Genomic DNA, 25042 nt, shown 5'->3' on the forward strand with positions numbered 1-25042 from the left:
AGGCTCGAATCGTTTGATCGGCAGGAGCCAGCGGACTACGCGCCGCGCGGGACTCGATCAACCAGCCTCCCCTCTTACGGTCAGTGTGACCCAATCACCTCTGCCACGAGGAGAGACAAATGAACAACAAACCACCGATCGTCTTGGTCCACGGCGGTTTCGTCGACGGCTCAGGATGGCAAGGCGTCTACGACCAGCTCACCCAGCAAGGCTACGACGTCCGCGTCGTGCAGAACCCCACCACTTCGCTCGCTGATGACGTGGGAGCCACGATCCTCGTGCTCGAGCAGCTCGACGGCCCGGTCGTGCTCGTCGGCCACTCCTACGGCGGTGTCGTCATCACCCAGGCCGGAACCCACGACCAGGTCAGCGCCCTGGTGTATATCGCCGCCTTCGCACCCGACAAGGGCGAATTGGTCAGCACCCTCATCGCGGACCCGCCCCCTGGCGCCCCGGTCCCCCCGATCCTCCCCCCGGTCGAGGGATTTCTGTTCCTCGACCGCGACAAGTTCGCCGCTTCCTTCGCGGCGGACCTGCCGGCCAGCCAGGCCGCCTTCATGGCCGACTCCCAGGTGCCCTGGGGAGTTAAGGCCCTCGACGGCGACGTAACCGAGCCCGCCTGGCGGGTCAAGCCCAGCTGGTACCTCGTGGCTACCGACGACCGGATGATCCCGCCCCCCGCCCAGCGGGCCATGGCCGAACGAGCCGGCTCGACGACAGTCGAGGTCCCCGGAAGCCACGCCATCTACGTATCCCAACCTGCTGCGGTTGCGAACCTCATATCTCAGGCCGCCGAAGCGGTGGTCCAACCGCACTGACGCCGTATGCCGGGCAGCCCAACCGTCACGCACGGGCACCAGGCGACGAAGCGCACGGCCTTGATCGGCCAGCAATCTCAAAAGGAGCTATCGATGATCGAGATCCAAACTTGCACCGATGGTCGGGTGAAGCTGCGCCCGTTTGGAGACTTCACCTGGACGTCAGCCGTGTCTCTTCGACACCTGGTCCATGACGCGATTTGCCAGGAGCTTGACCTGACCATCGATCTGTCGCGCGTCGAAGGCATTGATGCCGCAGGCTTGAGCGCTCTGGTCGGTTCAATTCGCCGCGCTCGATCGGCAGGAGGGACCGCACAGGTGATCAACGCGCGACCTCGGGTCACAGCGGTATTCGAGCTCGCTGGAGTCAAGGACCTCCTAATCAGAACAATCGCTACGGCTGATGACGTGGCGTGACCGTCGTCGCTGGGGCCGAGTGTGAACCCGGGGCGCTTACAAGGAGTCCAGCATGGTCCACAATGCTCTGGCAGCCGGGTTGGGTGGCGCAGGTGCGAGCACTTGTGCGGCGATGGTCCAGGTCCGCTGACGCCCTTTGATGGACACGCTGCACAGCTCGGGGCGAAGAGCGGCCATGACTTCGGGCAGGACACCGACCCCGCAGCCGGCTTGGACGAGGTCGAGCATCGTGGCGGTGTCGTTGACCTCGAACGCATAGGAGGGTTGCACTCCTTCGGATTGCATTGCGTGGTCGGTGAGGTCTCTGACCCCCCACCCCTGGGGGAAACCCACGAGAGGTTGGCCGGCGAGCTGTTTCAGTTCGATCGTCTTCTTGGACGCGAAGGAGTGGTCGGCGCGGCAGGCGATGATCACTGGGGATCGGACGAGAGGTTTGGACAGCACCTCCGGGTCGGCCTCGTCGGAACCGATGGTCAAGATCAGATCCGCGGCGTGTTCTCGGAGCAACCGGGCGAGCTCCGTGGCGCCGGACTGCTGCAATCGGAGCTCGATACCGGGATATTCGTCGCGGAAGCGGATCAGCAACCCGGCCAGGTCGATGAACGAGCTGGCCTGCATGATCCCCAGGCTCAGCGTTCCATGTTGTACGCCTTCAACCGCTGCAACCGCTTCAACCGCTGCGCGAGCCGCGGCGAGGGTCCTCCGGGCCTCGACTACGAGAACGCCCCCGGCCGGGGTGAGTTCGACTTGGCGGGTGGTGCGCAGAAACAGCGGTGCGTGCAGTTCCCGCTCGAGAGACCGGATGGTGGCGGACAAGCCGGATTGCGCCACGTGGAGGCGGGCGGCGGCCCGGGTGAAGTTGCGTTCCTCAGCTACAGCCACGAATGCCTCGAGCTGACGAAGCTCCATTCAGCAAGCCTACTGCTGAAAGAGATCACATATTGCTATTGGATTTATGAATCCGCCGGGCGGAGGATGGAAGCAAGGAGGTGCACCGTGCAGACACATCGGAGCCTCATCCGCAACACGGTTCGCCAGTTCACAGCCGATCCCCGCGACGGGCGACTCCCAGCCTTGCTGTTGGCATTGACCGTGGTGACCGGGCTGGTCGACGCCGTCAGCATCCTCGAACTGGGCCGGGTGTTCGTGGCCAACATGACCGGCAACATCGTCTTCATCGGCTTCGCCGTGGCTAGTGCTCCCGGCTTCTCCCTGACCGCATCGCTCATCGCGCTCGCAGGGTTCCTGGCCGGTGCCGGAGCGGGAGGCCCGCTCACCCGTCGTCTCGGTTCCAGCCGCACCCGGCTCCTCGCTATCACCGCAGGCACAGAACTTGTACTGGTGGGGACCGCCACGATCGTCGTCGCGGCAGTAGCGATACCGCTCCCCTCGGGAGCACGGGACGCTGTGGCCGGTCTGCTCGCCCTCGCCATGGGAGTTCAGAACACCACAGCCCGCAGCCTCGCTGTTCCTGATCTGACCACCACGGTCCTGACGATGACGCTCACCGGGATCGCCTCGGACGTCCGGGCGGGGGCAACACCGACGATTTTCAGGAGGCTGTTGTCGGTGGCCGCCATGCTCGCCGGCGCAGCCATCGGCGCGCTCTTGGTGATCCACTCCGAAACCGCGCTGACGCTGGCCATCGCCGTTGGACTGCTGCTGATGGTCGGCGCTATGGCGTTACAGGCGAGGACTGTCGCCCCCGAAGCGGCGGCCGCGAAGACACCCGCTCACTAGCAGGACACGAAGCAAAGGAGATATGTCATGAGATACGTTCAGTTGGGAAAGACCGGGCTGGAGGTCTCCGAGCTGGCCCTCGGAACTTGGGCCTACGGCGGGGACTGGGGCTCCTTCGACGAAGAAGAGGCCAAGGCCACGATCCGAAGGGCCGTGGAGCTTGGCGTCACCTTGTTCGACACGGCCCAGGCGTACGGGTTCGGCATCTCCGAGCGGCTGCTCGGCGACACGCTGTGGAAGGTCACCCGCCGCGACCAGGTGGTGGTGGCCACCAAAGGCGGTCTGCGCATGGATGGCGAGAACCTGTTGCGCGACAACAGCGCCGGATGGCTGCGAGCTGGCGTCGAGTCCAGCCTTCGGAACCTGCGCATCGAGTACATCGACCTCTACCAGCTCCACTGGCCGGACCTGCGCACCCCACCCGAGGAGACCGCAGGGGCCCTCGAGAAGCTGGTAGGTGAAGGAAAAATTCGCCACGTCGGTGTGTCGAACTATGACCCCAAGCAGATGGCCGAGCTGGCCTCGCACGGGAGGGTCGAAACGCTGCAGCCCCCGTATCACATGTTCCACCGTGACATCGAGGACGAAATCCTCCCCTACACCGCCGAGCACGGGATCGGCGTGCTCGTCTACGGGCCGCTCGCCCACGGGATGCTCGCCGGGCGCATGACCCCTGAGACGACATTCCCAGCCGACGACTGGCGAAACCACAGCCCCGATTTCAACGGTGAACGTTTCGAAACCAACCTGCGAGTGGTGGAGCGGCTAAGAGAGTTCGCTCAGTCCCGCGGGATCCCCTTGGCGCAACTGGCAGTGGCCTGGACCATCTCGAACCCGGCCGTAGACGTCGCCATCGTCGGGGCACGTCGTCCGTTACAGCTCGAGGGCCTGACCCCAGCCTCGGAGATCCAGCTGTCCGACTCGGATCGCAGCGACATAGATCTCATCCTTGCCGACTCGGTGCGGGTGGCCGGCCCCTCCCCCGAAGGCATGTGAAGCACAACCGTGTCAAACGATCAGCGCAAAGGAGGCTGACAATGTCAAAAATCGCATTTCTCGGACTCGGCATGATGGGCAGCGCGATGGCCCGCCGGCTAATCGACGCCGGCAACGACCTCACCGTCTGGGACCGCACCCCCTCCCACACCGACCCCTTCGCCCAAGTCGCCAACGCTGCGGCTTCGCCAGGTGAGGCCGCGGTCGGAGCCGAGTTCCTCATCACCATGCTGGCCAACCCCCAGGCCCTCGAAGACGTCCTCTTCGGTCCGAACGGAGTTGCCTCGGCCATCACGGCCGGCCAGACATGGATCGACATGTCCACCGTCGGGCCCGCCGAGTTCGCCACAGCCGCCGCCCGTCTACCCGCCGAGGTCGCCAAGGTGGACGCCCCTGTCAGAGGAAGCGTGCCCGAAGCGACCAACGGGCGACTGCACATATTCGTCGGCTCCGACGACGACCTGTACGGCCGGGTCGAGTCGCTACTCCAGCCGTTGGGCGACGTCCGACACGCCGGCGGACCAGGCTCGGGAGCCGCGATGAAACTGGTCGTCAACCTGGCACTCGTAGCCGCCATGGTCACCTTCGGTGAAGCCCTCGCCCTCGCCAAGGCGCTGGATCTCGACCAGGACGCCGTCATGGACGTCCTGTCCGAATCACCCATAGGCGGAATCGTCAACGCCAAACGCGCCAACGTGCAAGCAGGCAGCTATCCCGCAAGCTTCAAACTCGAGCTGGCCACCAAAGACATGGGCCTGGTCGAAGAGGCCGCCCAAACAGCCGGGCTCTCACTCGCAGAAGCCACCGCAGTCAGCCACTGGATGCAAACGGCGATGAGCCAAGGAGCCGGACAGCTCGACTTCTCCGCTGTCGCCGCCACCATCCTCGGCCAATCAGCAATCGAGAGTTCGGTCCACTCCCTCAACACCCTTTCGTAATCACAACCGAAATAGCAGGAGAACCCAAATGACAGCCATCACCGATACCCCCAGGAATATGACCACAGGTTTCGCCGCCAGCGAGGAACTCGCAGGCAACCTCCAACAGGTTCTAGTGGACCTCATTGCTTTGCACCTCCAGGGCAAGCAGGCCCACTGGAACCTGGTCGGCCCCAACTTCAGGGACCTCCACCTCCAGCTCGACGAGATCGTCGACCTCGCCCGCGACGCGAGCGACACCATCGCCGAGCGCATGCGAGCCCTAGGGGCCACCCCCGACGGGCGAGCCCCCATCGTGGCCGCGACCGCCAGCCTGAGTCCCCTGCCCTCAGGGGAGATCGCAACCTCCCAGGCCGTCGACCTGATGACCACCGCCCTGCGAAACGCAGCCGGAACCATCCGCCGGGTTCACGACCAAGTCGACGCCGAAGACCCCTCCACATCCGACCTGCTCCACACCATCATCGACCAACTCGAAAAGCAGGCTTGGATGCTCAGCTCCGAGAACCGGACAATCTGACCGCAATCTCGGGACCTCATGGTTGCGGCTGAGGTCTGACTAAGGAAATTGTGGATTCGACCGCGGCAGGGCCGGCGCAGGATTCCCCGTGGAAGCAATGGAAGTCGCGAGGAACACATGGAGACAACGGCGTCGATCACCCCGTCAGCGTCAGGAGGACTTGGACCCACGCCCGCTGAGACGTTGCGGGAATACGCTCCAGTCCCTCGGTCGGCGCTGGGCCCGGCGGTGAACGACCACGGTTACTTCGTAGGACAAGTCGAGCGGAACCTCTATTGGGTCACCGACGGCGTCTACCAGTCTGGCTTCTTGGCCACCCCGGATGGTGTCGTTCTGCTCGACGCACCCCCGAGCATCGGCCACAACCTGCAGAGGGCGGTGGATGAGATCGCAGGCGCCAGCGGGGTCAGCAACCGCGTGACCCACCTGATCTATTCGCATCATCATGCTGACCACGCCGGTGCGTCGTTCCTGTTCGGCAGGAACGTCGTACGGATCGGGCATGAGGAGACGAGGCGACTCCTGCTGCGCGACGACGACCCGGCGAGGCCGCCACCGGATGAGACATTTCAGTCCCACCTCACTCTTGACATCGGCGGTGAGCGGATCGACCTCGCGTGGTACGGGTCGAACCACTCTCCCGACAACATCTACATCCACCTGCCCGACCACGACGCCCTCATGCTCGTCGACGTAGTCAACTCGGGCTGGGCGCCCGTGGGCATCTCCGGCTTCGGGGACATCCCCGGGTACCTCGAGGCCCCCTCCAATGCCCTGGCGTATCCGTGGAAGCACTTCATCGGTGGCCACTCTGGACGGCTCGGGACCCGGGAGGACGTGATGCTCCACCGGCAGTACATGGCGGATATCGCGGCCGGCGTAACGATCGCGCTCGACACCGTCGATCCGACCCTGTACTTCCAGAAATACGGACCTAACACCTGGGCTGCGATGAAGGCATACCACGAAGCCGTCAGCGCCAGCGCCGCGGCGCCGGTCGTCGAGAAATACACCGGCGTGCTGGCGGCGGTCGATGTCTGCACCGCCAGCGCCGCGTTCAAGGTCATGGAGTCCATGCGCCTCGATTTGGGATACGGCTCACGGGTCCGCCGTTAACCGAAAGGAACACGATGGCCGGAACCAGCACCACCCTTATCTTCCAGATCGCCGACCGGTGGAGGCCGTGCCGGAGCCTTGCACTGAACTACCTGTTCGCGTCGGAGCACGGCGAGGGTACCGACCCCCTTCCCGAGAACGCACGACCGAAAGAAAACCGGACCACACAAATGGAGGTAAAGCCAAATGAGAATTGCCCTCACCGGAGCTACTGGATTCGTCGGATCCCACATCCTGTCCGACCTCGTGTCCCACGGACACGAGGTGACCGCTCTCGTCCGCGATGACACGGAAGCAGGAGCTGTCGCGCCTCGAGGGGCCACGCCAATCGTCGTCGATCTCTACGACCGGGCTGCGGTGGTCAAGGTGTTCAGCGATACCGACGGCGCGGTCAACACCGCCAGCCCGGGCGACGCCACCAGCGCCGACCTCGAGTCGGCAGTGCTCGACGCTGCGATCGACGCCTACGCTGCTGCGGGCAAGCCCTACGCCCAGATAAGCGGGGCGTGGATCTTCGGGTCGAACCTCTCGATCACCGAGGAGTCCCCGTTGAACCCACCCGCGTTGGTGGCCTGGAGGCCTGCGGTCGCTAAGCGCCTGCTCGACGCCGCCGGGATGCGCGGAATTGTGATCGTATCGGCCACCGCGTACGGCGACGCCGGCGGCGGGGTCCCCGGTGTCCTGCTCGGTTCCCCGCGGGACAGCGACGGCAACCTCATCATGATCGGGACCGGCCAGCAGCACTGGTCAACGGTCCATGTCGCCGACCTGGCCGACGCCTTCCGCCGGGCGCTCGAAGACGACCGGGCCAGGGGCTACTACGTGATCGCGAACGACCTCAGCCCGACCGTCGCGGAAGTGACTGAGGCAGTCGCCCTTGCGGTGGGCGCGCCTGGGGCAGTCCCCGGATCAGACGACGAGGCGCGTGCCCGGCTAGGCGAATACTTTGCCGAGGTCCTGCTGCTCGACCAGGGAGTCACCGCCGATCGGGCCCGCAACGAACTCGGCTGGCAGCCTTCCCACCTCGGCATCGTCGACGAATTTCGAGGTGGCAGCTACCGCAACTAAAGGGGATTCTCGTGTCCAACAGCAATGAAATGGATGAGACCCCATGACCGAAGGACCGAAGCCCGACCGGAGGAGGAACCAGATGGAGAGCCCGCGAGAGGTTGTACGCAGGTTCTGCGCCGCTTGGTCCGACAACGTCGCAACCGATGACTTGGCGGCATTCTTCAGCGACGACGCCGTCTACCACAACATTCCGGCAGAGCCCGTCGTCGGCAGAGAGAACATCGCAGAATATATCGACTCGTTCATCCGCCCTGGCCCCCCAGGCGTCGAGGGTATCGACTTCCAGGTGGTCAATATCGCGAGCGATGGTCCGGTTGTGATGACCGAGCGGGTGGACGTCTTCAAGCTGTCCGACGAGTCGTTCGGGTTGCCGGTCATGGGGACATTCGAGGTCGTCGACGGCAAGATCAGAGCTTGGCGGGACTATTTCGACCTGAACCAGTTCACAAGGCAAATGGGCGACCGCCTCACTGCAGGTTGAGGTCGAAGCAGGGGGCCAACATGCGTTAAGGCTGCCCGGGAGCCCGCGATCCCGCACCCGACTCGATCCACTTCCGGGCGAGCTGGGTCCTGGACATAACACCGAGCTTGCGAAAGACCTTGTGGAGGTGGTACTCGACCGTCGCGGCACTGATGTAAAGCTCGGCGGCGATCTCCTTGTTGGTCGAACCGTTCGCAGCAAGCTGCGTGATCCGTCGTTCCTGGGGGGTCAGGTCGTATCGAGTGTCAACGGTTCGCCGGCGCGCCCTTTCCCCGGTCGCATTGAGCTCGTTCTCTGAGCGTTGCGCGAATGCTTCCATTCCGAATTCCGAGAAGAGCTGGTGGGCGACTCTCAAATGTTCACGCGCGTCACGCTGTCGCTGCTCCCGCCTGAGCCATTCGCCGTAGAGAAGGTGGGCGCGTGCTAGGTCGACAGCGAGTCGAGTGCGCCCCAATCGCTCAAGGGATTCTGAATACAGTTCATCGGCGCGCCTGCCCTCAGATAGCAATGCGTGCGACCGGGCGGCAATTCCCAGAGCCCAATCCGTCCCGCTCGCCCTGGTCCTCTCGGATAGACGCCGATCGGTTTCGACCGCAAGGTCAAGGTCCCCGACCCGTAAGGCTGCTTCAATTAGTTCAGGCATGGCCCAGTTCAGCTCGACAAGTTCCGAATGGTCGACTACCCGTCGCGCTGCCTCCAGCGCATCCGCGTAGCGTCCAAGCCCGTTGAACATCACCGACTCGGCCCAATCCATGAAGGAAAGGCCTGCCCCCTCGCCTCGCCTGATCACTTCGGCGCGAGCTGCACTTATGAACTTCCTAGCTTCAACTTCGCGGCCGCGCATGGCCATCAGCGCCGCTCCATGGTACGGAGCCAGGGGGCTGCCCGTCAGCTCCGTTGCCTCTTCAATGGCATCTTGGAGCGATGCGGCCGACGTCAGCTCGCCCGCGAAGACATGCATCTGCCCGCGGTGACTGAGGGCTATCGCCAGGTCGCTCAGCGCTCCGGTCTCGCGGACCAGCTCAAGGTGTAGGTCCGCGAAACTCTCCCAACCTTCGTCGTCCCACAGCAGAAGTGTCGAGACGGTTGCTCCCCACATCCAACGAAGGTGCTCGGTCTTCGACGTCTCGGCGCGGAGTTCGCGCTGCGCCTGACGGAGGATCGGCACAGAAGCACCATAACTGTCACCGAGAAGTGCAACTAGACCATCGAGAAGCAGGTCCGGGACGCGTGGCTTCGGTGATTGGGGTGCCGCCTTCGCATCCTCTGCTACGTCGCGCGCGCTGGCGCCGGGTCGGGCCGTCGACCCCGCGAATATGGCCGACGTCAGCGCCTCCAAGTATGTCGAGCGTGCCAACTCGGGATCGACATTACGCAGCCGTTCGGCGGCGCCAAGCAGCAGTGCTGTGGCCTCGCTGCTGCGCGTCTGCAGGAATGAAACTTGGCCGCGTAGTAACGCGGCCTTTGCGAGTTCGAGATTACCGAGGCTTCCCGCTTCGGCTATGGCGACTAATCGCAACGCATCATCGAGCGCTCCGGAATGTAACTTCGCCTGTGCCGCCGCGAGCGCGCGCCGGGACTGTCGCGCCTTCACAGGAGTCAAGGCCGTCGCTCGCTCCAAAAAGGCCGCTGCCGCTGCGAACCCACCGCGCGCTTGCGCTCGGGTTGCTGACTCCTCGAGCTCGGCTGCAACATCCTCATCCGGCTTCCATGCCGCCTGCGCCCGATGCCAGGCGCGGCGATCGGGATCTACTTTCGCATCGGTCGCCTGAGCCAGAGCTCTATGAGCCTCCCGCCGCTCGTTGGGACTGGCTGAGCGATACGCGGCCGAGCGCGCCAGCGGGTGAGGAAACACCACCTGCGGGCTGAGAACCAACAAGTCCTTCGACTCAACCACTTCGGCGGCTGACTCCGGGATTCGGAGTCGTTCTGCTGCCCTCCACACCAGAGCTGGATCGCCGACCGGATCGGCCGCCGCGAGCGTCAGCAAGCGACGGGCGTCATATGGAAGGGCGGCTAGGCGCCGCGTGAAGCTGTCCTCGATTGCGGTCGAAAGGGGAACCGCTGCGGGCGGCCCGAATCCGCCCGCTAGCTGCGCGGGAGTTAGGCTCTTCGGCAATTCCAGCAACGCGAGCGGGTTCCCACGCGTCTCAACCACGATCCTCTCCAGGACGGTGTCATCGAGGCGAGCCGGTAGGGCCGACTCCAAGAGGGCTCGGGCGTCACGATTACCCAGGGTCCGAGGTGAAGCTCGGGTAGCCCGGCGAGCAAGTTGCCTGGTTCGCGCATCGCGAACACGAGGGCGATCCTCTCCGCCAAGAGGCGCCGAGCGATGAAGGCAAGCGCTCGCGCCGATTCGCGGTCGAGCCACTGTGCGTCATCGATGATGCACAGGACTGGCCATTCATTCGCCGCCTCGGACAAAAGGCCAAGGACCGCCAGCGCGACCAAGAAGAGCTCCGGTGCTTGGCCGACGCTCAGCCCCAAAGAGACGGCAAGGGCCTCCCTCTGGGGGAGCGGCAGATGCTCCAGGAAGGCCAGACTGGGCTTGCAGAGCCGGTGAAGTCCGGAATAGGGAAAGTCCATTTCGCCCTCAATTCCGGCTGTACGGACGACCTGGAATTCTTCACCCGCCTGCGCCGCGTAGTCGAGCAACGCTGTCTTGCCGATCCCAGGCTCACCGAGGAGCACCAGTGACCCGCCTCGCCCGCTGAGAGCCGTTGCGAGCAGCCGGTCTAGCAGCTCGCGCTCACGTACACGGCCGACCAGTTGCACCCTCCGTGACCTCGTATCGACATGCGGTGGCCGAGTTGGATGCATGCGTGCCCATCATGGCACCGGGACATGATCAAGGGAATGTTGGAGTCGGTTGGCGTCCCACGAAGCGCTCGAGACCAAAGCGTCCAACAGCCCCCGCCCTGTCATACGGCTTACCCCGGGACGTCTTCGGTGAGGTTGCTTTGGTACACGGGGGCCCAACCCGGGTTGACGATGTCGATCAGCATCAGCGTTTCGTGGTCGGGCAGGTGAATGAAGACGTTGTCCGGCGAGTGGCTGTAGCCGTGCCACACCAGCTCGATCCGCTCGCCCCCGATCTCCAACGTGCGGCGATCCTGGAACGTCTCTTCGGGCGGCGGCCTGGTCGGGTCGTCATCACGAAGCAGGAGCTTCCGGGTCTCCTCGTGCCCGATCGTGCGACGTTCTTACCGAACAGTGAGGACGCGCCAGCGTGATCGGCATGATGGTGCGAGTAGATGAGGTGGGTGACCTCATTAGTTACGCCGTTCGCGGAGGCGATCTCGTTCACGGCTCGCTGGATGTTGTGACCGATGGTGGGCGGCGCGTCGAGCAGAACAACGCCGTCCGGCGTCGTCAGGAATGCTGCTTGGTAGGTGCCGTCGGTGACCCAGTAAAGGTTCCGCTCCACACGCTTCACGTAGTAGCCCTGCTCGTTGAGCGCTGGCCCCAACGCTGCATGTGGGATCGGCGCGTAGTCCGAAAGGTCTGCCGCTCGGCTCGGGCGCGTGTTTGCGAAGGCCTCGGTGGTCGCGTCAACAGTGTCAGCGGACATTTCTGTCTCCCCTCGTAAGGTCAAGCTTTGACGCTCGGCCACTCGTAGGCGGCCTGGCGCCATGGTGGTGTTCCTCCCTGCTATGTCGCACCCAGGAAATCCTCAGTCGCGCGCAAACACCCGGCGGAGAACTGGTCAGGCCTGCGGGCGCCATCCATCGATAGGGACGATGGACCCGATCCAGGTGAGTCGCCATCACCGGATACCAGTGATTCGCCGGCGACGCAGAGCTTGACGGACCCTGAGGTCAAAGGGCCGCTAATTGTAATTGTAATTGTCAAAGTTGGCCTCGTAATTGTCAAAGTTGGCCGGTTGAGTACATCTCCTAGACGCGCGAGGATGACCCGCGTGGGGACGATTCCGCAGGCCGGGCCTCGTAGCGGGGCGGCCTTGGCGGAACCCCAGGGCGCTGCGGGTTTGCTTCGTCGTGATCATCTCTTGGCGGCGCTAGATCGCGCCTCCCTGAAGAAGGTGACCGTCATCTCGGCGCCTCCGGGGAGCGGGAAGACGTCCCTTCTGCGTGCGTGGTCTGACCGAGCCATCGGGGATCGCCGGGTCGCCTTCGTGTCGGTATCCTCTGACCAACAGGATGCCCAGCAGTTCTGGCTCGCCGTCTTGGGCGCGATCCGCCAAACGGATTCCACCGATAGGTCACGAGGCCCGGTCCCTACCCCTGTTCCTGACGTCGATGTGTTGGTCGACACGGTCGTATCGGAGCTCACCAACGCGGCGGGAGTCATCGTCTTGGTCATAGACGATCTCCACGAGCTGAGTTCAGCTGAAGCCGTCTCCCAACTCGAACACCTGCTCAGCGTTCTTCCGGAATCTGCGCGTCTGGTGCTGTCGTCCCGCCGCGACCCGCCGATCAGATTGCACCGGCTCAGGCTGGGTGACCAGGTCGCCGAGCTTCGCGCCGCGGATCTGCGGTTCACGGTGAGCGAGACACGCGAACTGCTCGCCGCTTCTCGGATCAGTTTGTCGGATTCTGGAGCGGCAGCGTTGTACGAACGTACGGAGGGCTGGGCCGCGGGACTGCGACTGGCCGTTATCTCACTCATCGGTCACCCGGAACCTGACCGCTTCGTCGATGAGTTCTCCGGGACCGACAGGGCGATCGGGGAATACCTGATGGCTGAGATGTTCGAGCGCCAGCCAGTCGAGGTTCAGAGCATGCTCTTGCGGACCTCGGTGGCCGATCGGTTGAATGGCGAGCTGGCCGACCTCCTGGCTGGCCGCCCGGGCTGTGAACAGGCGCTGCTGGCACTGGAGGACGCCAACGCGTTCGTAGTTTCGCTTGACCCCCAGCGCACCTGGTTCCGCTACCACCAGCTCCTGGCGGATTTCCTCCGGTTGGAACTGCGCCGGAAGTTGGCGCAGGAAGTTCCTGACCTGCACCGCAAGGCCGCAGCATGGTTCGCTGACCACGGTGAGCTCGTCGAGCCCATTCGCCATACACTCGAGGCCGGCGACTGGCCCGATGCTGCCCGGCTACTCGGCGACCATTTGTTCGGCCTGACCCTCGACGGTCAGGAAGGCAGCATCGCCGCGCTCTTACGGTCGTTCCCCCCCGGGGCATCAGCCAACCACCCTGAGTTGGCATTGGCTCAAGCAGCAACTCAGCTAACCCGGGGGCGGCTGGAGGACGCTTCGGCTCAACTGGCGGTGGCCGAGTCCCACCTCGAGTCAGCTCCTCCTGCCCGCCGCCGTCGCTTGGCGATAGCCACCGCGTCCCTGCGATTGTCAATCGCACAGCGCAGCGGCCAGTTCGCGAAAGTTGTCGAGCAGGTGAATCTGCTCGATGCGACGACCGCGGATGAGTCGAGCGGCCTGATCGGGATGGACGCCGAGTTGCGCGCAGTCGCGCTCATGAACCTCGGGATCGTCGAGACATGGTCGGGGCAATTCGCCGATGCCCACCGGCACGTAACCGAAGGAGCGACGCTCGCGGAGGCCATCGGGCGACCCTATATAGAGGTCGCGTGTCGCGCCTATCAAGCCTTTCCCTCGCCGCTCGTCTCGTTGACGACCGCGCGCCAACGCGGTCGTCACGCGATAGCTCTGGCCGAGCGCTATGGCCTGAGTGATCGCCCCGTGTTGGCGCCCGCGTTCGCGGCGGTTGCCTCAATAGAGGTGTGGACTGGCGACTTCGAGGAGGGCGAACGTTACCTTCGGCGCGGTTGGCAAGTCCTGCAGCCAGACGTCGACCCTGCTCCCGAAGTGCTGCTGCACATGGTGACCGGCATGTTGCATGCCGGTCGCGGCGAGCATCAACGGGCACGGGAGGCGTTGACCGGCGCGGTAAGGGCGCAGTCACTTCTCACCGGTGTGCACATAGCGGCACCAGTGATCGCCGAATGGCTCGCTTGCCTCGGGATGCCAGACGAAGCGCGCGCAACCGTCGATGGGTTCTCCACCAAACACGAATGGATTGACGCAGTTGACCTCGCGCGAGCCGCAATTAGCCTGGCGGAGGGAGACCCGGCCACGGCGCTAGCGTCGCTTGGCGATGTCCAGCGCATGACGCTACCGCCTGGCTTTCCGGCGTACGCTCTCGTGGAAGCGCATGTGATCGCAGGCCTCGCCCACCTGGCCCTCGGCGATCGGAACGCCGCCGCTGCCGCAACCGAGGCTGCGCTCGCTGCTGCCGAACCAGATCGACTGGTCTTCCCGTTTGCTCTGTTCAGAGCTCGCGACCTCCTCGACGTCCTTCCACGTCACCAAACGGCGCATAGCGCTTTGCTGGCGGACGTCGTTGACCTCGTACGAGGCGGACCGATGCCACGCATTGACAGGGAGCGTCTATCGCCAACGGAGGAACTCAGCCCGAGCGAGCTGCGGGTGCTCCGCTTTCTGCCGACGAACCTCACCCGGCCCGAGATAGCACGATCTCTCCACGTCTCGGTCAACACGGTCAACACGCACATCCGCAGTATCTACTCCAAGCTCGGCGCGACCGACCGCACTTCGGCCGTGCAACAAGCACGCGAGCTGCGGCTCCTTGCGATCGGGCGCGCTGAATCACGGCCGCAGGTGAATTCCGCCTCCCCCTGCTAAGGAATCACCGGATTCCGGTGGCGACCGCTCACTGGATCGGGACCCAAGATCATCGGGTGGCCACAAATTCGGGGTGTCAGTACATGATCCGGATAAAGGGGCGACTCGGAGCCACTGCTCTGTCGGCTTTTCCGACCATGGGTTCGGAGGCGCGGGCCGGCGAGACCGTGCTCACGGGTCCGCTCGAGGATCGGTCAGCGGTGTACGGGGTTCTAGCAAAGATCGAAGCGCTTGGGCTCGAGATTCTCGAACTCCGCCAAGTCGGACCGTCGACCGTCCGTGAGCCCTAACGGAGCGCCAGTTTCGAGGCCCAGGCCACGACTGGGGTTTTCATGGATGCCATCGGTACAAACGATCGTCATGATGCTCAAAGAGGGCGGAAAATGGTGTTGGCGGCTGGTTCGAAACCGAGGAAATGGACGTGACGAACATGACCGAGTTGGAGCCCAACCCGACCAGCCCCGATAGCCGATCCAAGTGGGCTGCTCTGGCCGTCTTGGCCCTGGCACAGCTCATGGTGGTCCTCGACACGACCATCGTGAACGTGGCCCTGCCATCCATGCAGCGCGCCCTTCACTTCTCCTCGGCGGCCGATCTCCAGTGGGTCGTCAACGCCTACGTCCTCACATTCGGAGGTTTCCTCCTCCTCGGGGGCCGCGTCGCCGACCGCTATGGCCGGCGCCTGGTCTTCGTGTCGGGCGTCGTAGTCTTCGCCATGGCCAGCCTGGCCTGCGGCCTAGCCAACTCCTCGGGCCTGCTGGTGGCCTCACGGGCGGTCCAGGGACTAGGGGCAGCGTTCATGGCCCCTGCCGCGCTCAGCCTGCTGACTGTCATCTTCATCGAGGGAGAAGAGCGCAACCGGGCACTCGGGGTATGGGCGGCTATCGCCGGTGCTGGAGGCGCTATTGGGCTGTTAGCGGGGGGCCTACTAACGACGCAACTGTCGTGGCGGTGGGTATTTTTCGTGAACCTGCCGATCGCTGCTTTCGCCGCCGTGGCTCCGTTCCGGCTGATCGACGAGAGCCGCGACCCCGTCGCTGGTGGGTTCGACGTACCCGGCGCCGTAGCGGCCACGGCCGGGTTGGGGGCGCTGGTCTTCGGACTCGTGCGAGCGAACGTGTGGGGCTGGGGATCGGCGACGACGATCTTGGTCCTTGCGGCCGCGGTTGTACTTCTGGCCGTCTTTGTCGTCCTCCAGTTGAGGGGCCGCCATCCGCTCGTGCCGCCGCGGCTGTTTCGCAACCGAACACTGGTCGGGGCCGACGTTGGGATGCTCATCGCAGGTGCCGGGCTGTTCGGCGTGTTCTTCTTCCTGACCCTGTATATGCAGAACGTCCTGCACTACTCGGCTCTGAAGACGGGCGTCGCCTACCTCCCCCTGACGGTCACGCTCGTCATCAGCGCCGGCGTTGGCTCGAGAATCCTCGGTCGCCTCGGCCCCCGTCCCATACTCGTGACCGGGTTCCTCCTAGGAGCCGGCGGTCTGGCGTTGCTGGCGCGCATTTCGCCCACGACGGGTTACCTCGACGTGTTGCCGTCTCTCCTGTTAATCGGAGCAGGCATGGGTGGCGCCTTCGTGAGCGTCACTTCGGCGGCGGTTTCCGGGGTACCCCAGGAGGACGCTGGGGTTGCGTCGGCTCTCCTCAACGCAGTCCAGCAGATAGGCGGGTCGCTGGGTCTCGCGGTGCTGACGGCAGTTGCGACGGCTCGTTTCGACGCCGTCCGCCCCGTTCAACCATCCCCCGAGACCCTCGCCGCCGCTAGCACCAGCTCCTGGGCTTATGCCTTCGTTGTCGCTGCCCTGCTCCTCTTCAGCGCGGCCATCATCGGCGGATGGCTGCTTCGCCCCATCCCTGCCAAATCGCATCCGGAGGAGCTGACCGCCCGCGACGAGGCTACAGACCGTCCAGCGGAGAAGGCTCTAGTGCCGGCCACGTCGGCGATCCAGCCGGTTGCTGCTTCGAGCCCGGGCTCCGTGGTTCGGGTGATGGTACAGAGCGGGTGCCACGGGTGAAGACGATGCTTCAGGTAGAGATGGTCACCGGGAAAGCCACAGTCGTCTGTGCCGCGAAAGGAAACCTCGACGCGAGCACCGCGACGACCTTCCGAGGAGCCATCGCATTGTGCCTTGGTGGACCTGGACTGATCATCGACCTTTCAGAGATGCGCTTCATTGACGGCTCTGGGCTGACTGCTCTGGTCGGTGCCATTAGGCGAGCCCAAGATCAGCGAACTCAAGTTGCGGTGGTTGCCCCGACAGGAAGCATCCGGGACGTGCTTGACGAAGCCGGCTTGGACGCGATCGTCAGCGTCTTGGAGACAATCGATCAGGCGCTCGCCGAGCTCGACGACGATGTCGGCGCTCTGCTCCTCACTGAAGGTTTTCGATGAGCAGAGCTACGCCCTGGCCTGATCCGACACAGACGCCGAGGATCCCGTAGCGCGCGTGACGTGGGTGACGCCCTCCGCCTCGACGCAGCGCACTACCAGCTCGGCGACGCTGCCTGGCTCCCGCATCGTCGGGTCGAACACGAACGCCAATTATTTGCACCAACGAGCGTGGGTCAGTCCGAAGGCGCCCAGGGCGGACCGTCCACGTCGATCGGTGCCAGCGACGAGGTTGGAACAGTGAAGCGTTCGCTTCGAGATGTCCACTCCTGATGGGCCGCCGAGATCTCCTCTCGGGTGCGGGCCACGTAGTTCCACCACATCAAGATCGGCTCTTCGAATGGCACCCCACCGACCAGCACAGCTCTCGCCCGGTCCGGGGTTCGCAGTCGGATCTCATCACGGCCAAGCCCGAGATAGACCAGATGGCCTGGCTCGGCGACACGTCCCTCAACCTGCACAACGCCCTCGAGCGGAACGACCGCGTACTCGAAGGATCGCTCGGCCGGGAGCTCGACATCCGAGCTCAGCTCAAGATCGACCCCAACGTGATCGCTGTCCCGCCGAGCGCTCGAGCGGGCGCCACCAACCTCGCCGACGAGAACCGTCGCGGTGGATCCGCCTCCCAAATCGAGTCTGGGAAGCTCACCGTGATGCTCGAACTCGGGAGGGGCGTTCCGGGTCGCCTCGGGCTGGGCCACCCACAGCTGGGCGATATGCACAGGGCCGCCGACGGGATGCTCCTCGGCGTGAACGATCCCACGGCCGGCGGTCATCAGGTTCAGCTCCCCAGGCCTGATCGGCTGCTCGCTGCCGAGGCTGTCGCGATGCACCAGCTCACCTGCGAGCACCCAGGTGACCGTCTGAAGCCCGATATGGGGATGCGGCCCGATCCCGGACTCACCGCTTGCGGCATCGACCGGTCCAGCGTGATCGAAAAAACACCAAGCGCCGACGGTCCGCCGGCCACGTTGGGGCAGCGCACGCCGCACTGCCATCGCGCCGACCGTGGCCGACCTGCTCTCCATGATCTCGATGTCGCCCACCGGGTCACCGGCAGCAGGCACCGTGTCAGCGTCAAGATCTGTGACAGGTCCACTCACACCTGCAACCTCTCTATCGGCTCCGCCATCACCCAGGGGGCGGCGTCTTGAAGTCCACGAAGGCATCGCCGATTCGCTCTGGATGCTCTTTCAGCCACCGCCGGGCGTATGGGCACCACGGCACGATCGTCAGCTTGTCCTCACCCGCATTCGCCAGCGCCGCTTCGACCAGCCGGGCGGCCACGCCTTGCCCACGAAACACCTCCGGGACTTCGGTGTGAAGTAGCAACAAGCGGCCACCGTCCACCTCGTACTCCAGCTTGGCGGTGGCCCCGTCCATCGTGACAGCGAACCTTTCAGCAGCGGTGTCATCGATCACTGACCGTGCCATGGCGCATCGTACCGGCAAGACCACCGGAAACCAGAAGACCGAAGCAATGCGTCGACTCGTCGCAAGCGCGGGATGGGTGCGCACTACAGGCTCCTCTTAGAGCGGCGAGGAGTGAGATGGCCGGGCGTCGAACAACAGAGGTCCTCAAAAATGAGCTGCCATGGGAAGACCCGGTCGCCCTAGCTGCCGAGCGCGGCGCCTTCGGTCCGTGCCGCGGCGATTTGGTCATCGGGGAAGGCAGCGACACCCTTCTGATTCATTGGGCCGGGGCGGAGCAAGACGCCGCCTACGACAGCGCCGTGAACGCCACCCGGGCGAAGATCAGGTTGACATACATGGTCCAGCGCCACGACAGGAATTCGGTCAGAACCCCGCCGAGCAGCAAACCGACCGCTCCGCCGGCCCCGACGATCGCCCCGAAGATGCCGAACGCCTTACCGCGGTCGGCTGGCTCGGTGAAGTTGGTGGTCAAAAGCGACAGAGCTGAGGGCACCAGCAGCGCCGCGAACGCACCCTGGCAGGCCCGCGCGGTTATCAGCATGGCGAAGTTCACTGAAGCGCCACCGATGGCGGACACTCCGGCGAAGCCCACCAGGCCGATCAAGAAGGTGACCTTCCGGCCCAGAAGGTCGGCGAGCCGGCCACCGAGAAGCAGCAGGCTCCCGAACGCCAGCCCGTAGGCGGTGACCACCCATTGGCGGCCGGCGGTGCTGAAGTGGAGGGCTCTCTGCGCCGACGGCAGGGCGACGTTCATCACAGTGAGATCGAGGACCACCATCAACTGGGCCAGCCCGATGACGCCCAGGATCAGCCAGCGCCGGTCCCGGCGCCAGGGCAGGCGCCACATCGCCCGGCGGGAGACGGAGACGCGACGGCGAGCCACGACCAACAGAGTTCTGCGAGGGCTCCGGCGAGGACTAGGGGTTTCCTAGATGATCTTTGGGCCAACATTTCAGAGAATGGTGCAGGAGGTGATGCGGCCATTGATCGGTGACAGCCGCACTCCCGAGTCTGGACGGGTCGGCCTTGGACATCTGACCAGTTCGCGGATGGCCGCCAGAACATGCTCGGGATCGCACCGCTTGTTGCACAAGCATCAACCACAAAGGAGTGAGCCGTTCCATGAGTGACACACTGCCGATCGAAAGAAAGGTCGAGGTGGCGCGGGAATTCGTTGCCCGGGTGTTCAACGAGCACCAGCCAGATCGGGCTTGCGACTACTTCACCGATGATGTCGTATGGCACGGCGGTTCCTTGGGGAAGATCGCCGGTGTCGACAACGTGGTCAACCTGCTCCGAGCTTTCATCGGTGCACTTCCGGATCTGAACGCCGCTGAACAGGATCTGATCGCCAGCGGAGATCTGGTTGCCATGCGACTGGTCGTAACCGCTACACACAGCGCCGACCTGTTGGGAATACCCAACACCGGTCGCCGCGTGCAATGGGACGCCGTCGACATCTACAGGGTGAACGACGACGGCAAGATCAGCGAAGAGTGGGCGCTCGACGATATGGCCTCATTCGCCAGCCAGCTCGGGGCGATATCACTTCCCTGGGCCGGGTAATCCCCCCCCCGCTCTTGAATGGTCCAGAACTGTCAGCTACTGACGAAGATCGCCTGCTCGAGGCTGTAGGTACCGGCGGGCAGGTTGTTCCGCAACGGTACCTTCGCGAAACCGTTGCCCCTGGGCTGGAGAATCCAGAAGTCGGGGCGGGCCTCGGTGCCGACGATCACATCGCCCGCGTATCTGGCGAGGGAGGCCGCCGGCGCAAGGTAGGTGTAGCCCGTCGCGTCGTCATTCAGGTATAGGCCCGAAAGCGGTGCGCGAGCTCCCTTGGTGCTCCCGGGAGGGTTCGGGATCGCGGCGATCGGATTCGGGCCTTCGGCGAAAGTTGCGATCGTCCGTGTCCTCCCGCCGGGGTCGACCGCGACGACGGCGCCGCTCGCGCCAGCGTCGACCGTGAGGAGCGCGTCCCCGGCGGCCGAACCGAAGCCAGGAGGGGCGATCACGAGCTCGTCGGCGCCCCCCGGCACGGCGTAGCTGCCGACTCGCTGGACCTGTCCGTGCGGGTCGATCGTGTACACCAGGCCTCCGGCTGGTTGAGAGCCGCCGGAGCGCCCGGTCGCCGCGACCAGCCGGTAGCCGAAGCGGCCGACCGTATCGAATGCCAGCGCTCCGTCCGAAGCCGGGGGGAAAGGAGCGGGAAGGCTCGCGAACAGGGTCACGCTCGAGCCGTCAGGGCTGATCTCATAAATCTTGTTGTCCGGCGAATGGCAAAAGATCGTGTCGGGCGGGAACCCCTGGATGCCGGGCGAGAGGACGCAGCGGGTCTCCTCGACCAGACTTGGCATCGTCGCGAACCGCGCAAGTGGGTGTCCGGAGGGCGGTGCGGCCCAGACCGTATTCGTGGTGTTCTCGACGTATAAGAACTGAGTGCCGGTCCAGACGAGGCTGTCCAACTTCTGCGTCGTCTTGGTGATCACGCCGAACCTTAGCGTCGGCGTCGCGGGGGCTTGACTCCGCGACGCGCAGCCGAGCGCGAACGCACCCACGAGGAGGAATGCGGCTGTCACAGCCACGACGCCGGCTCCCCGAACTCGCCCCAATACGCTCGTCACCTTGTGGTCACCGTGCAGCTGACCAATCGCGCAGGTCCATGCCGGACATTCTGTCCCGCGCCCGCCCGTGACGAGCCCGGCTCCTGTCCCCGAGCCTTGGGGCTATCAGACGACGGTGCCGATTCTCGCGTCGGCGACTCCGGCCTGGCCGGAATTGGTTGTCGGCCCCGCGCTCGCTCAGTGCTAGCTCCGGGGCCGACAAACCGGACGGCTGGATCCCTCTACAGGGGAGGGAACTGAGAGTTCGGCACCGGCGCCGCCAGGTTGGCGGTCGGAGCGTCGTGGGTGAAGCCGATCACCGCACAGTTGATGTCGACACCTGACGCACCATACGCAGCCGGCTGACCGGTGGCGGGATCGACGCCGGTGATCAGGTCGGGTCGGGTGGCAGCCAGGTTGAACACCTGGTTCTCGTCGATCTGGCGCTTGTTCAGGCCCTCATCGATCGCCTTCTGAGTCCACAGGCCGAGCTGGGCGTCCCACAGGGGGCTGTATGCGTCGGCGTGGCGAGGATCGGTCAGGGTCGGGAAGTCGCCGAACACGTTGAGCAGGTCCCCTCCGTTGCGAAGGTCGTTGATCAAACCCGTGTTCGCTGCGGACGCGTCCTCGGCGCCGTGCCCGTCAACTATGAGGTTCCGGAAACCCTGGGCCTGGGGATTGTCCTCGCCCGTCTGGCCGTTGATGAACCCGAACAGGCGCTCCCTGGCCGAGCCGAGGAAGTCATCGCCGCCGTTGTATGCGGCGGTGTCGAGGGCGGGAACGTACGTCGAGCGCTCCAGCACGGCGGTCAGGCGTTGGCCGGCGTCCGTGCTCAGGTAGACGATCGGCTGGCCGGCGTCGAATCCCTTGACGAACAGCAGGTCCGCGAACGACTGCAGGAACTGGCCCGGCGGCGACGGCGGCGCGATGTGCACGCCGAGGACGCGGTCTTCGGTGTTCGTGTGCGTGGTCACGTCGAACGGACCGTCACCCGCCGCGACGATCGGCGCGTTGTACACGACGTCCGACCCGGCGATCTTGATGAAGGGGCTGTACCCCGGGCCTGCGACGGAGCCGGGCTGGAACTTGGCGAGAGGGAAGCCGTTGGGGCCGGGTACTGCGATCCGGGTGGGGGTGAAGTCCGGAGCGCCCGCGAAGTGCACGACAGCGGGACCGAACTTGTTCTCGGTGGGGGTCGGGCTGTCGAGAGTCACTGTCTGCACCGCTGCCGGGTCGCTGATAGCGATGTTCGCCAGTTTGGGTGCGAAGTTGACGCCGAGGTCGTGCGCGAGTCCCTGGTCGGAGGCGTCCAGGAGGACGAACCACACCTTCTCGGTCCTGGAGGGGTTGGTCGGCACGGGTGCCGTTCCGGGGTAGAGCGGCAGCCGGACCGTCTCGTGGGTCAGGTCAACCTGGATGGCGCTCTCTTCGGTCAGGTGGTCTCTGGGCAGCAGACCACTGAGTTGGCCGAGTCCCTCCGCGGCGCCGGGACGGTCAGAGGCGTGACTCACAGGCGCGTACGCGATCTGGCTCAGAATGATCCCGGCCGATCCGCCCAACGTGAGCAAAGCGGCGATGAGTCGGGATCGGCGGACGGTAGGTCGTCTCATGTTCTCTCCTGTTCGGGTGGGGCGATGCAGAGGGCACGCGAGATTGAGCGCGGCGTGCCGACTCCTGCGAGAGCGGGCATTTGGCAGACTCTCTCCAGCTCCTTGTGCCGGCGTATAGTCCTCGGAGCGAGACGACCCGCTACAGACTTTCTGAGAATCCGCACAGACTTTTCCCGAAATTTGACAAGGGTTCGGGTCACTAATCTTTCGTGAACGAGCAGTCCTGTCCGTCGTCAAAATGGACCCTGCGAGAAAAGCGCGAACGGCGCCACCCGCGCGACTCAGGCGACGTTTGATGCTGAAGCACCAGCGTGGGGCCATTCGACAGAACATGACCACGATTGGCCAAGCGGGCGGCCTCAGTGACGTTGAACTGGTCACAATGTTGCTCGACGGGAACCAACTGGCGTTCATGGAGCTGGTCGGCCGGCATCATGCGGCAATGATCCGGTTGGCTCGTTCGTATGTGTGTAGCGAGCAGATCGCCGAGGACGTGGTTCAGGAGACTTGGCTCGCCGCACTCCGCGCGCTTCCTGGCTTCGAGGGACGTTCCTCGGTCAAGACCTGGCTTTATCGGATTCTGATAAATCGGGCTCGAAGCGTAAGGGAGAGAGAGCACAAGCACCTCCCGATCAGCAACCTGGAGCGCGCGGTTCAATCAAACCGCTTCAACACCAACGGATCATGGTCATCGGCGCCGGCTCCATGGGTTGACGAGGTAGAGGACCGGGTTCGTGCGGAGAGACTGGCAAAGTCCATACGCACTGCGATAGACGACCTTCCTGCTGCCCAACGAGATGTGCTGACCCTGCGGGATGTGCAGGGCATGACCGCGGCCGAAGCCTGCCGCATCCTGGACTTGTGCGACAGCCACCAACGAGTGCTGCTGCACCGCGCGAGGAGCCGCCTCCGCAACGCCCTCGAAGCCCAGTTCTGGCAGAGCGACACTTGAGGCTCTCACGACGCCGACCGCTCACCTGCGTGGAGGTCGTTGAACTGGTCACAGAGTATCTGGAGGGCGCGTTGTCCCGAGTTGATCGGCGCCGCTTCGAAGTTCACCTGTCCGGATGTCCTCATTGCGGCGAGTTTCTCAGGCAGATGCAGATGACGATCGCCATCACCGGAGAACTGAGGGTTGATGATCTCAGCCCCGAACTGCAACAGGATTTCATGGCGCTGTTTCGGTACTGGAGATCGGAGCGCGTTGATCGGTGAGCGCCAGTAGTCCCACCAGGTGCCTCATCGCGCTCGGGAAGGTTGCCTCGGATCTCCTGTCAGCCCAACCGGTTGTAGATGAGGGCACGATCGTTGCCATGAAATAGTCGCCGTGCCAACTCTGCTCGACCGTGCCGGTTACGCGGTAGTCAAGGTACGATCACAGTCTGTGAGCACCGCCGACCGTGCCGCCTCGGTAGGACCGGGAGTCAAGGAAGGGCGAGCAGTCGATGCAGAGACCGCCGAGTGGCTCGCATCGCTCCGCGGCCAGGAGCCGGAGGAAGCCATCACCCGGCTGCATGACTTGCTCCTCCGTGTAGCCCGCAGTGAACTCAGCCGGCGCAACTCTTCCAGACAGATCACCGGGCCCGAACTCGACGACCTGGCCCATCAGGCGGCGGCCGACGCCGTACTCCATATCACCCGGCGGATCGATGACTTCCGAGGCGAGAGCCGCTTCACCACATGGGCCTGCAAGTTCGTGATCTTCGAAGTATCCAGCAAACTGGGACGCCACTTCTGGACCAACCGGCGGGCGGGCGGTGACGACCTCGATTGGGACCGACTGCCCGAGCGATTCGGGGCGCTCCCGGCGGAAGTGGCCGAATCCCGCGAGCTCGTGGCCGCCGTGCGCGCCGGGGTGGAGAACTGCCTCACTGACAAGCAGCGAGACGTGTTCACCGCCATAGTGGTGCAAGGCATCCCGTTGGATGCTCTCGTGCTCAGGATGGACACCAACCGCAACGCCATCTACAAGCTCATGTTCGACGCCAGGCAGAAGCTTCGGCAAGAGCTCACGGCCCGTGGCTTCATCGACCTGAGGGAGATGCAATGACCGGGCTGCCCGCATTCGAGCGGTTCCTCAACACTGATCCCGAGGATGTCGGGTGCGACGAGGCGATGGCAGTCCTGCACATTTATGCCGAGATCGTTGCCAACGGCGAAGACCCCGACGTGCTGTATCCGGGCGTCACTGCTCACCTTCGCGCGTGCGGCCCGTGCGCGGAAGACCTTCAGGGATTGCTCGAAGCCATCCGTTCGACATCCTGATACCTCTTGCATCGAAGATCGCC

General features: G+C 64.5%; 28 protein-coding genes. 18 read left to right on the forward strand and 10 right to left on the reverse strand.

Features of this window, described 5'->3' with window-relative positions:
* Positions 1 to 119: 119 nt before the first annotated feature.
* Both VFZ97_10095 and VFZ97_10100 read left to right on the forward strand, forming a co-directional pair.
* Positions 120 to 818, forward strand: a complete 699-nt coding sequence (locus VFZ97_10095) for an alpha/beta hydrolase (protein HEX6393784.1) — start codon at positions 120 to 122, stop codon at positions 816 to 818.
* Between the two features lie 93 nt (positions 819 to 911).
* Positions 912 to 1235, forward strand: a complete 324-nt coding sequence (locus VFZ97_10100) for an STAS domain-containing protein (protein ID HEX6393785.1) — start codon at positions 912 to 914, stop codon at positions 1233 to 1235.
* A 36-nt stretch (positions 1236 to 1271) separates the two neighbouring features.
* Here the strand turns inward: VFZ97_10100 and VFZ97_10105 are convergent, their stop codons facing one another.
* Positions 1272 to 2144, reverse strand: coding sequence for a LysR family transcriptional regulator (locus VFZ97_10105; protein ID HEX6393786.1), 873 nt, complete (start codon positions 2142 to 2144; stop codon positions 1272 to 1274).
* 87 nt (positions 2145 to 2231) lie between these two features.
* Here VFZ97_10105 and VFZ97_10110 point away from each other — a divergent pair, with 87 nt between their 5' ends.
* The 7 genes from VFZ97_10110 to VFZ97_10140 all read left to right on the forward strand — a co-directional run bounded on the left by VFZ97_10110 (position 2232) and on the right by VFZ97_10140 (position 8097).
* A complete protein-coding gene (locus VFZ97_10110) occupies positions 2232 to 2975 on the forward strand; it encodes a YoaK family protein (protein HEX6393787.1) in 744 nt (247 codons plus the stop codon).
* A 27-nt stretch (positions 2976 to 3002) separates the two neighbouring features.
* Entirely contained in the window at positions 3003 to 3971 is a 969-nt protein-coding gene (locus VFZ97_10115) for an aldo/keto reductase (GenBank protein HEX6393788.1), read from the forward strand.
* A 41-nt stretch (positions 3972 to 4012) separates the two neighbouring features.
* Entirely contained in the window at positions 4013 to 4909 is an 897-nt protein-coding gene (locus tag VFZ97_10120) for an NAD(P)-dependent oxidoreductase (GenBank protein ID HEX6393789.1), read from the forward strand.
* A 28-nt stretch (positions 4910 to 4937) separates the two neighbouring features.
* Complete coding sequence (locus VFZ97_10125; protein HEX6393790.1) at positions 4938 to 5429, forward strand: DNA starvation/stationary phase protection protein; 492 nt, start codon at positions 4938 to 4940, stop codon at positions 5427 to 5429.
* 117 nt (positions 5430 to 5546) lie between these two features.
* Positions 5547 to 6545: an MBL fold metallo-hydrolase gene (locus VFZ97_10130; protein HEX6393791.1), complete on the forward strand. Its 999-nt coding sequence runs from the start codon at positions 5547 to 5549 to the stop codon at positions 6543 to 6545.
* A gap of 186 nt (positions 6546 to 6731) precedes the next feature.
* The gene (locus VFZ97_10135; protein HEX6393792.1) at positions 6732 to 7613 is read left to right on the forward strand and encodes an NAD-dependent epimerase/dehydratase family protein; all 882 of its coding nucleotides are present in this window, start codon (positions 6732 to 6734) and stop codon (positions 7611 to 7613) included.
* 82 nt (positions 7614 to 7695) lie between these two features.
* Entirely contained in the window at positions 7696 to 8097 is a 402-nt protein-coding gene (locus VFZ97_10140; GenBank protein HEX6393793.1) for a limonene-1,2-epoxide hydrolase family protein, read from the forward strand.
* Positions 8098 to 8122: 25 nt separating this feature from the next.
* Here VFZ97_10140 and VFZ97_10145 read toward each other — a convergent pair whose 3' ends face one another.
* The 3 genes from VFZ97_10145 to VFZ97_10155 form a co-directional block, all read right to left on the reverse strand.
* Positions 8123 to 10255, reverse strand: a complete 2133-nt coding sequence (locus VFZ97_10145; protein ID HEX6393794.1) for a LuxR C-terminal-related transcriptional regulator — start codon at positions 10253 to 10255, stop codon at positions 8123 to 8125.
* Positions 10201 to 10872 (reverse strand): ATP-binding protein, encoded by a 672-nt coding sequence (locus VFZ97_10150; GenBank protein ID HEX6393795.1) that lies wholly within the window; start codon positions 10870 to 10872, stop codon positions 10201 to 10203. Before VFZ97_10150 ends, VFZ97_10145 begins: the two co-directional genes overlap by 55 nt.
* Before the next feature lie 155 nt (positions 10873 to 11027).
* Positions 11028 to 11198 carry a hypothetical protein gene (locus tag VFZ97_10155; protein HEX6393796.1) on the reverse strand — a complete coding sequence of 57 codons (171 nt, stop codon included), beginning with the start codon at positions 11196 to 11198 and terminating at the stop codon, positions 11028 to 11030.
* A gap of 818 nt (positions 11199 to 12016) precedes the next feature.
* Between VFZ97_10155 and VFZ97_10160 the strand changes: the two genes are divergently transcribed.
* The 4 genes from VFZ97_10160 (at position 12017) to VFZ97_10175 (ending at position 17113) form a co-directional block, all read left to right on the forward strand.
* Positions 12017 to 14722, forward strand: coding sequence for a LuxR C-terminal-related transcriptional regulator (locus VFZ97_10160; GenBank protein HEX6393797.1), 2706 nt, complete (start codon positions 12017 to 12019; stop codon positions 14720 to 14722).
* Between the two features lie 83 nt (positions 14723 to 14805).
* The gene (locus tag VFZ97_10165) at positions 14806 to 15012 is read left to right on the forward strand and encodes a hypothetical protein (protein ID HEX6393798.1); all 207 of its coding nucleotides are present in this window, start codon (positions 14806 to 14808) and stop codon (positions 15010 to 15012) included.
* 140 nt (positions 15013 to 15152) lie between these two features.
* On the forward strand, positions 15153 to 16736 hold the full coding sequence (locus VFZ97_10170) for an MFS transporter (protein HEX6393799.1): 1584 nt from the start codon (positions 15153 to 15155) through the stop codon (positions 16734 to 16736).
* 5 nt (positions 16737 to 16741) lie between these two features.
* The gene (locus tag VFZ97_10175; protein ID HEX6393800.1) at positions 16742 to 17113 is read left to right on the forward strand and encodes an STAS domain-containing protein; all 372 of its coding nucleotides are present in this window, start codon (positions 16742 to 16744) and stop codon (positions 17111 to 17113) included.
* Between the two features lie 6 nt (positions 17114 to 17119).
* Here the strand turns inward: VFZ97_10175 and VFZ97_10180 are convergent, their stop codons facing one another.
* The 4 genes from VFZ97_10180 to VFZ97_10195 form a co-directional block, all read right to left on the reverse strand.
* Positions 17120 to 17254: a hypothetical protein gene (locus VFZ97_10180; protein ID HEX6393801.1), complete on the reverse strand. Its 135-nt coding sequence runs from the start codon at positions 17252 to 17254 to the stop codon at positions 17120 to 17122.
* A 32-nt stretch (positions 17255 to 17286) separates the two neighbouring features.
* On the reverse strand, positions 17287 to 18213 hold the full coding sequence (locus tag VFZ97_10185) for a pirin family protein (protein ID HEX6393802.1): 927 nt from the start codon (positions 18211 to 18213) through the stop codon (positions 17287 to 17289).
* A 28-nt stretch (positions 18214 to 18241) separates the two neighbouring features.
* Complete coding sequence (locus VFZ97_10190) at positions 18242 to 18544, reverse strand: GNAT family N-acetyltransferase (protein HEX6393803.1); 303 nt, start codon at positions 18542 to 18544, stop codon at positions 18242 to 18244.
* Positions 18545 to 18830: 286 nt separating this feature from the next.
* Entirely contained in the window at positions 18831 to 19427 is a 597-nt protein-coding gene (locus VFZ97_10195; GenBank protein ID HEX6393804.1) for an MFS transporter, read from the reverse strand.
* Positions 19428 to 19666: 239 nt separating this feature from the next.
* Here VFZ97_10195 and VFZ97_10200 point away from each other — a divergent pair, with 239 nt between their 5' ends.
* The gene (locus VFZ97_10200; protein HEX6393805.1) at positions 19667 to 20110 is read left to right on the forward strand and encodes an ester cyclase; all 444 of its coding nucleotides are present in this window, start codon (positions 19667 to 19669) and stop codon (positions 20108 to 20110) included.
* 32 nt (positions 20111 to 20142) lie between these two features.
* Here the strand turns inward: VFZ97_10200 and VFZ97_10205 are convergent, their stop codons facing one another.
* Together VFZ97_10205 and VFZ97_10210 are read right to left on the reverse strand one after the other, a co-directional pair.
* On the reverse strand, positions 20143 to 21126 hold the full coding sequence (locus VFZ97_10205; GenBank protein HEX6393806.1) for a hypothetical protein: 984 nt from the start codon (positions 21124 to 21126) through the stop codon (positions 20143 to 20145).
* 260 nt (positions 21127 to 21386) lie between these two features.
* Positions 21387 to 22754 carry a hypothetical protein gene (locus tag VFZ97_10210; GenBank protein ID HEX6393807.1) on the reverse strand — a complete coding sequence of 456 codons (1368 nt, stop codon included), beginning with the start codon at positions 22752 to 22754 and terminating at the stop codon, positions 21387 to 21389.
* Between the two features lie 295 nt (positions 22755 to 23049).
* Between VFZ97_10210 and VFZ97_10215 the strand changes: the two genes are divergently transcribed.
* The 4 genes from VFZ97_10215 (at position 23050) to VFZ97_10230 (ending at position 25019) form a co-directional block, all read left to right on the forward strand.
* A complete protein-coding gene (locus VFZ97_10215) occupies positions 23050 to 23706 on the forward strand; it encodes an RNA polymerase sigma factor (protein HEX6393808.1) in 657 nt (218 codons plus the stop codon).
* 29 nt (positions 23707 to 23735) lie between these two features.
* Positions 23736 to 23969: a zf-HC2 domain-containing protein gene (locus tag VFZ97_10220; protein ID HEX6393809.1), complete on the forward strand. Its 234-nt coding sequence runs from the start codon at positions 23736 to 23738 to the stop codon at positions 23967 to 23969.
* 169 nt (positions 23970 to 24138) lie between these two features.
* Positions 24139 to 24804: a sigma-70 family RNA polymerase sigma factor gene (locus VFZ97_10225; GenBank protein ID HEX6393810.1), complete on the forward strand. Its 666-nt coding sequence runs from the start codon at positions 24139 to 24141 to the stop codon at positions 24802 to 24804.
* Positions 24801 to 25019 (forward strand): hypothetical protein, encoded by a 219-nt coding sequence (locus VFZ97_10230; protein HEX6393811.1) that lies wholly within the window; start codon positions 24801 to 24803, stop codon positions 25017 to 25019. Before VFZ97_10225 ends, VFZ97_10230 begins: the two co-directional genes overlap by 4 nt.
* Positions 25020 to 25042: the final 23 nt, after the last annotated feature.

The sequence above is a fragment of the Acidimicrobiales bacterium genome (assembly GCA_036378675.1).
GTDB lineage: Bacteria > Actinomycetota > Acidimicrobiia > Acidimicrobiales > Palsa-688 > DASUWA01.

Excerpts from the sequence above, each read along its gene's own strand:
- VFZ97_10095 (HEX6393784.1), top strand. The coding sequence starts at position 120 with ATGAACAACAAACCACCGATCGTCTTGGTCCACGGCGGTTTCGTCGAC.
- VFZ97_10100 (HEX6393785.1), top strand. The coding sequence starts at position 912 with ATGATCGAGATCCAAACTTGCACCGATGGTCGGGTGAAGCTGCGCCCG.
- VFZ97_10105 (HEX6393786.1), bottom strand. The coding sequence starts at position 2,144 with ATGGAGCTTCGTCAGCTCGAGGCATTCGTGGCTGTAGCTGAGGAACGC.
- VFZ97_10115 (HEX6393788.1), top strand. The coding sequence starts at position 3,003 with ATGAGATACGTTCAGTTGGGAAAGACCGGGCTGGAGGTCTCCGAGCTG.
- VFZ97_10120 (HEX6393789.1), top strand. The coding sequence starts at position 4,013 with ATGTCAAAAATCGCATTTCTCGGACTCGGCATGATGGGCAGCGCGATG.
- VFZ97_10125 (HEX6393790.1), top strand. The coding sequence starts at position 4,938 with ATGACAGCCATCACCGATACCCCCAGGAATATGACCACAGGTTTCGCC.
- VFZ97_10130 (HEX6393791.1), top strand. The coding sequence starts at position 5,547 with ATGGAGACAACGGCGTCGATCACCCCGTCAGCGTCAGGAGGACTTGGA.
- VFZ97_10135 (HEX6393792.1), top strand. The coding sequence starts at position 6,732 with ATGAGAATTGCCCTCACCGGAGCTACTGGATTCGTCGGATCCCACATC.
- VFZ97_10140 (HEX6393793.1), top strand. The coding sequence starts at position 7,696 with ATGGAGAGCCCGCGAGAGGTTGTACGCAGGTTCTGCGCCGCTTGGTCC.
- VFZ97_10165 (HEX6393798.1), top strand. The coding sequence starts at position 14,806 with ATGATCCGGATAAAGGGGCGACTCGGAGCCACTGCTCTGTCGGCTTTT.
- VFZ97_10170 (HEX6393799.1), top strand. The coding sequence starts at position 15,153 with ATGACCGAGTTGGAGCCCAACCCGACCAGCCCCGATAGCCGATCCAAG.
- VFZ97_10175 (HEX6393800.1), top strand. The coding sequence starts at position 16,742 with ATGCTTCAGGTAGAGATGGTCACCGGGAAAGCCACAGTCGTCTGTGCC.
- VFZ97_10190 (HEX6393803.1), bottom strand. The coding sequence starts at position 18,544 with ATGGCACGGTCAGTGATCGATGACACCGCTGCTGAAAGGTTCGCTGTC.
- VFZ97_10200 (HEX6393805.1), top strand. The coding sequence starts at position 19,667 with ATGAGTGACACACTGCCGATCGAAAGAAAGGTCGAGGTGGCGCGGGAA.
- VFZ97_10210 (HEX6393807.1), bottom strand. The coding sequence starts at position 22,754 with ATGAGACGACCTACCGTCCGCCGATCCCGACTCATCGCCGCTTTGCTC.
- VFZ97_10215 (HEX6393808.1), top strand. The coding sequence starts at position 23,050 with ATGCTGAAGCACCAGCGTGGGGCCATTCGACAGAACATGACCACGATT.
- VFZ97_10230 (HEX6393811.1), top strand. The coding sequence starts at position 24,801 with ATGACCGGGCTGCCCGCATTCGAGCGGTTCCTCAACACTGATCCCGAG.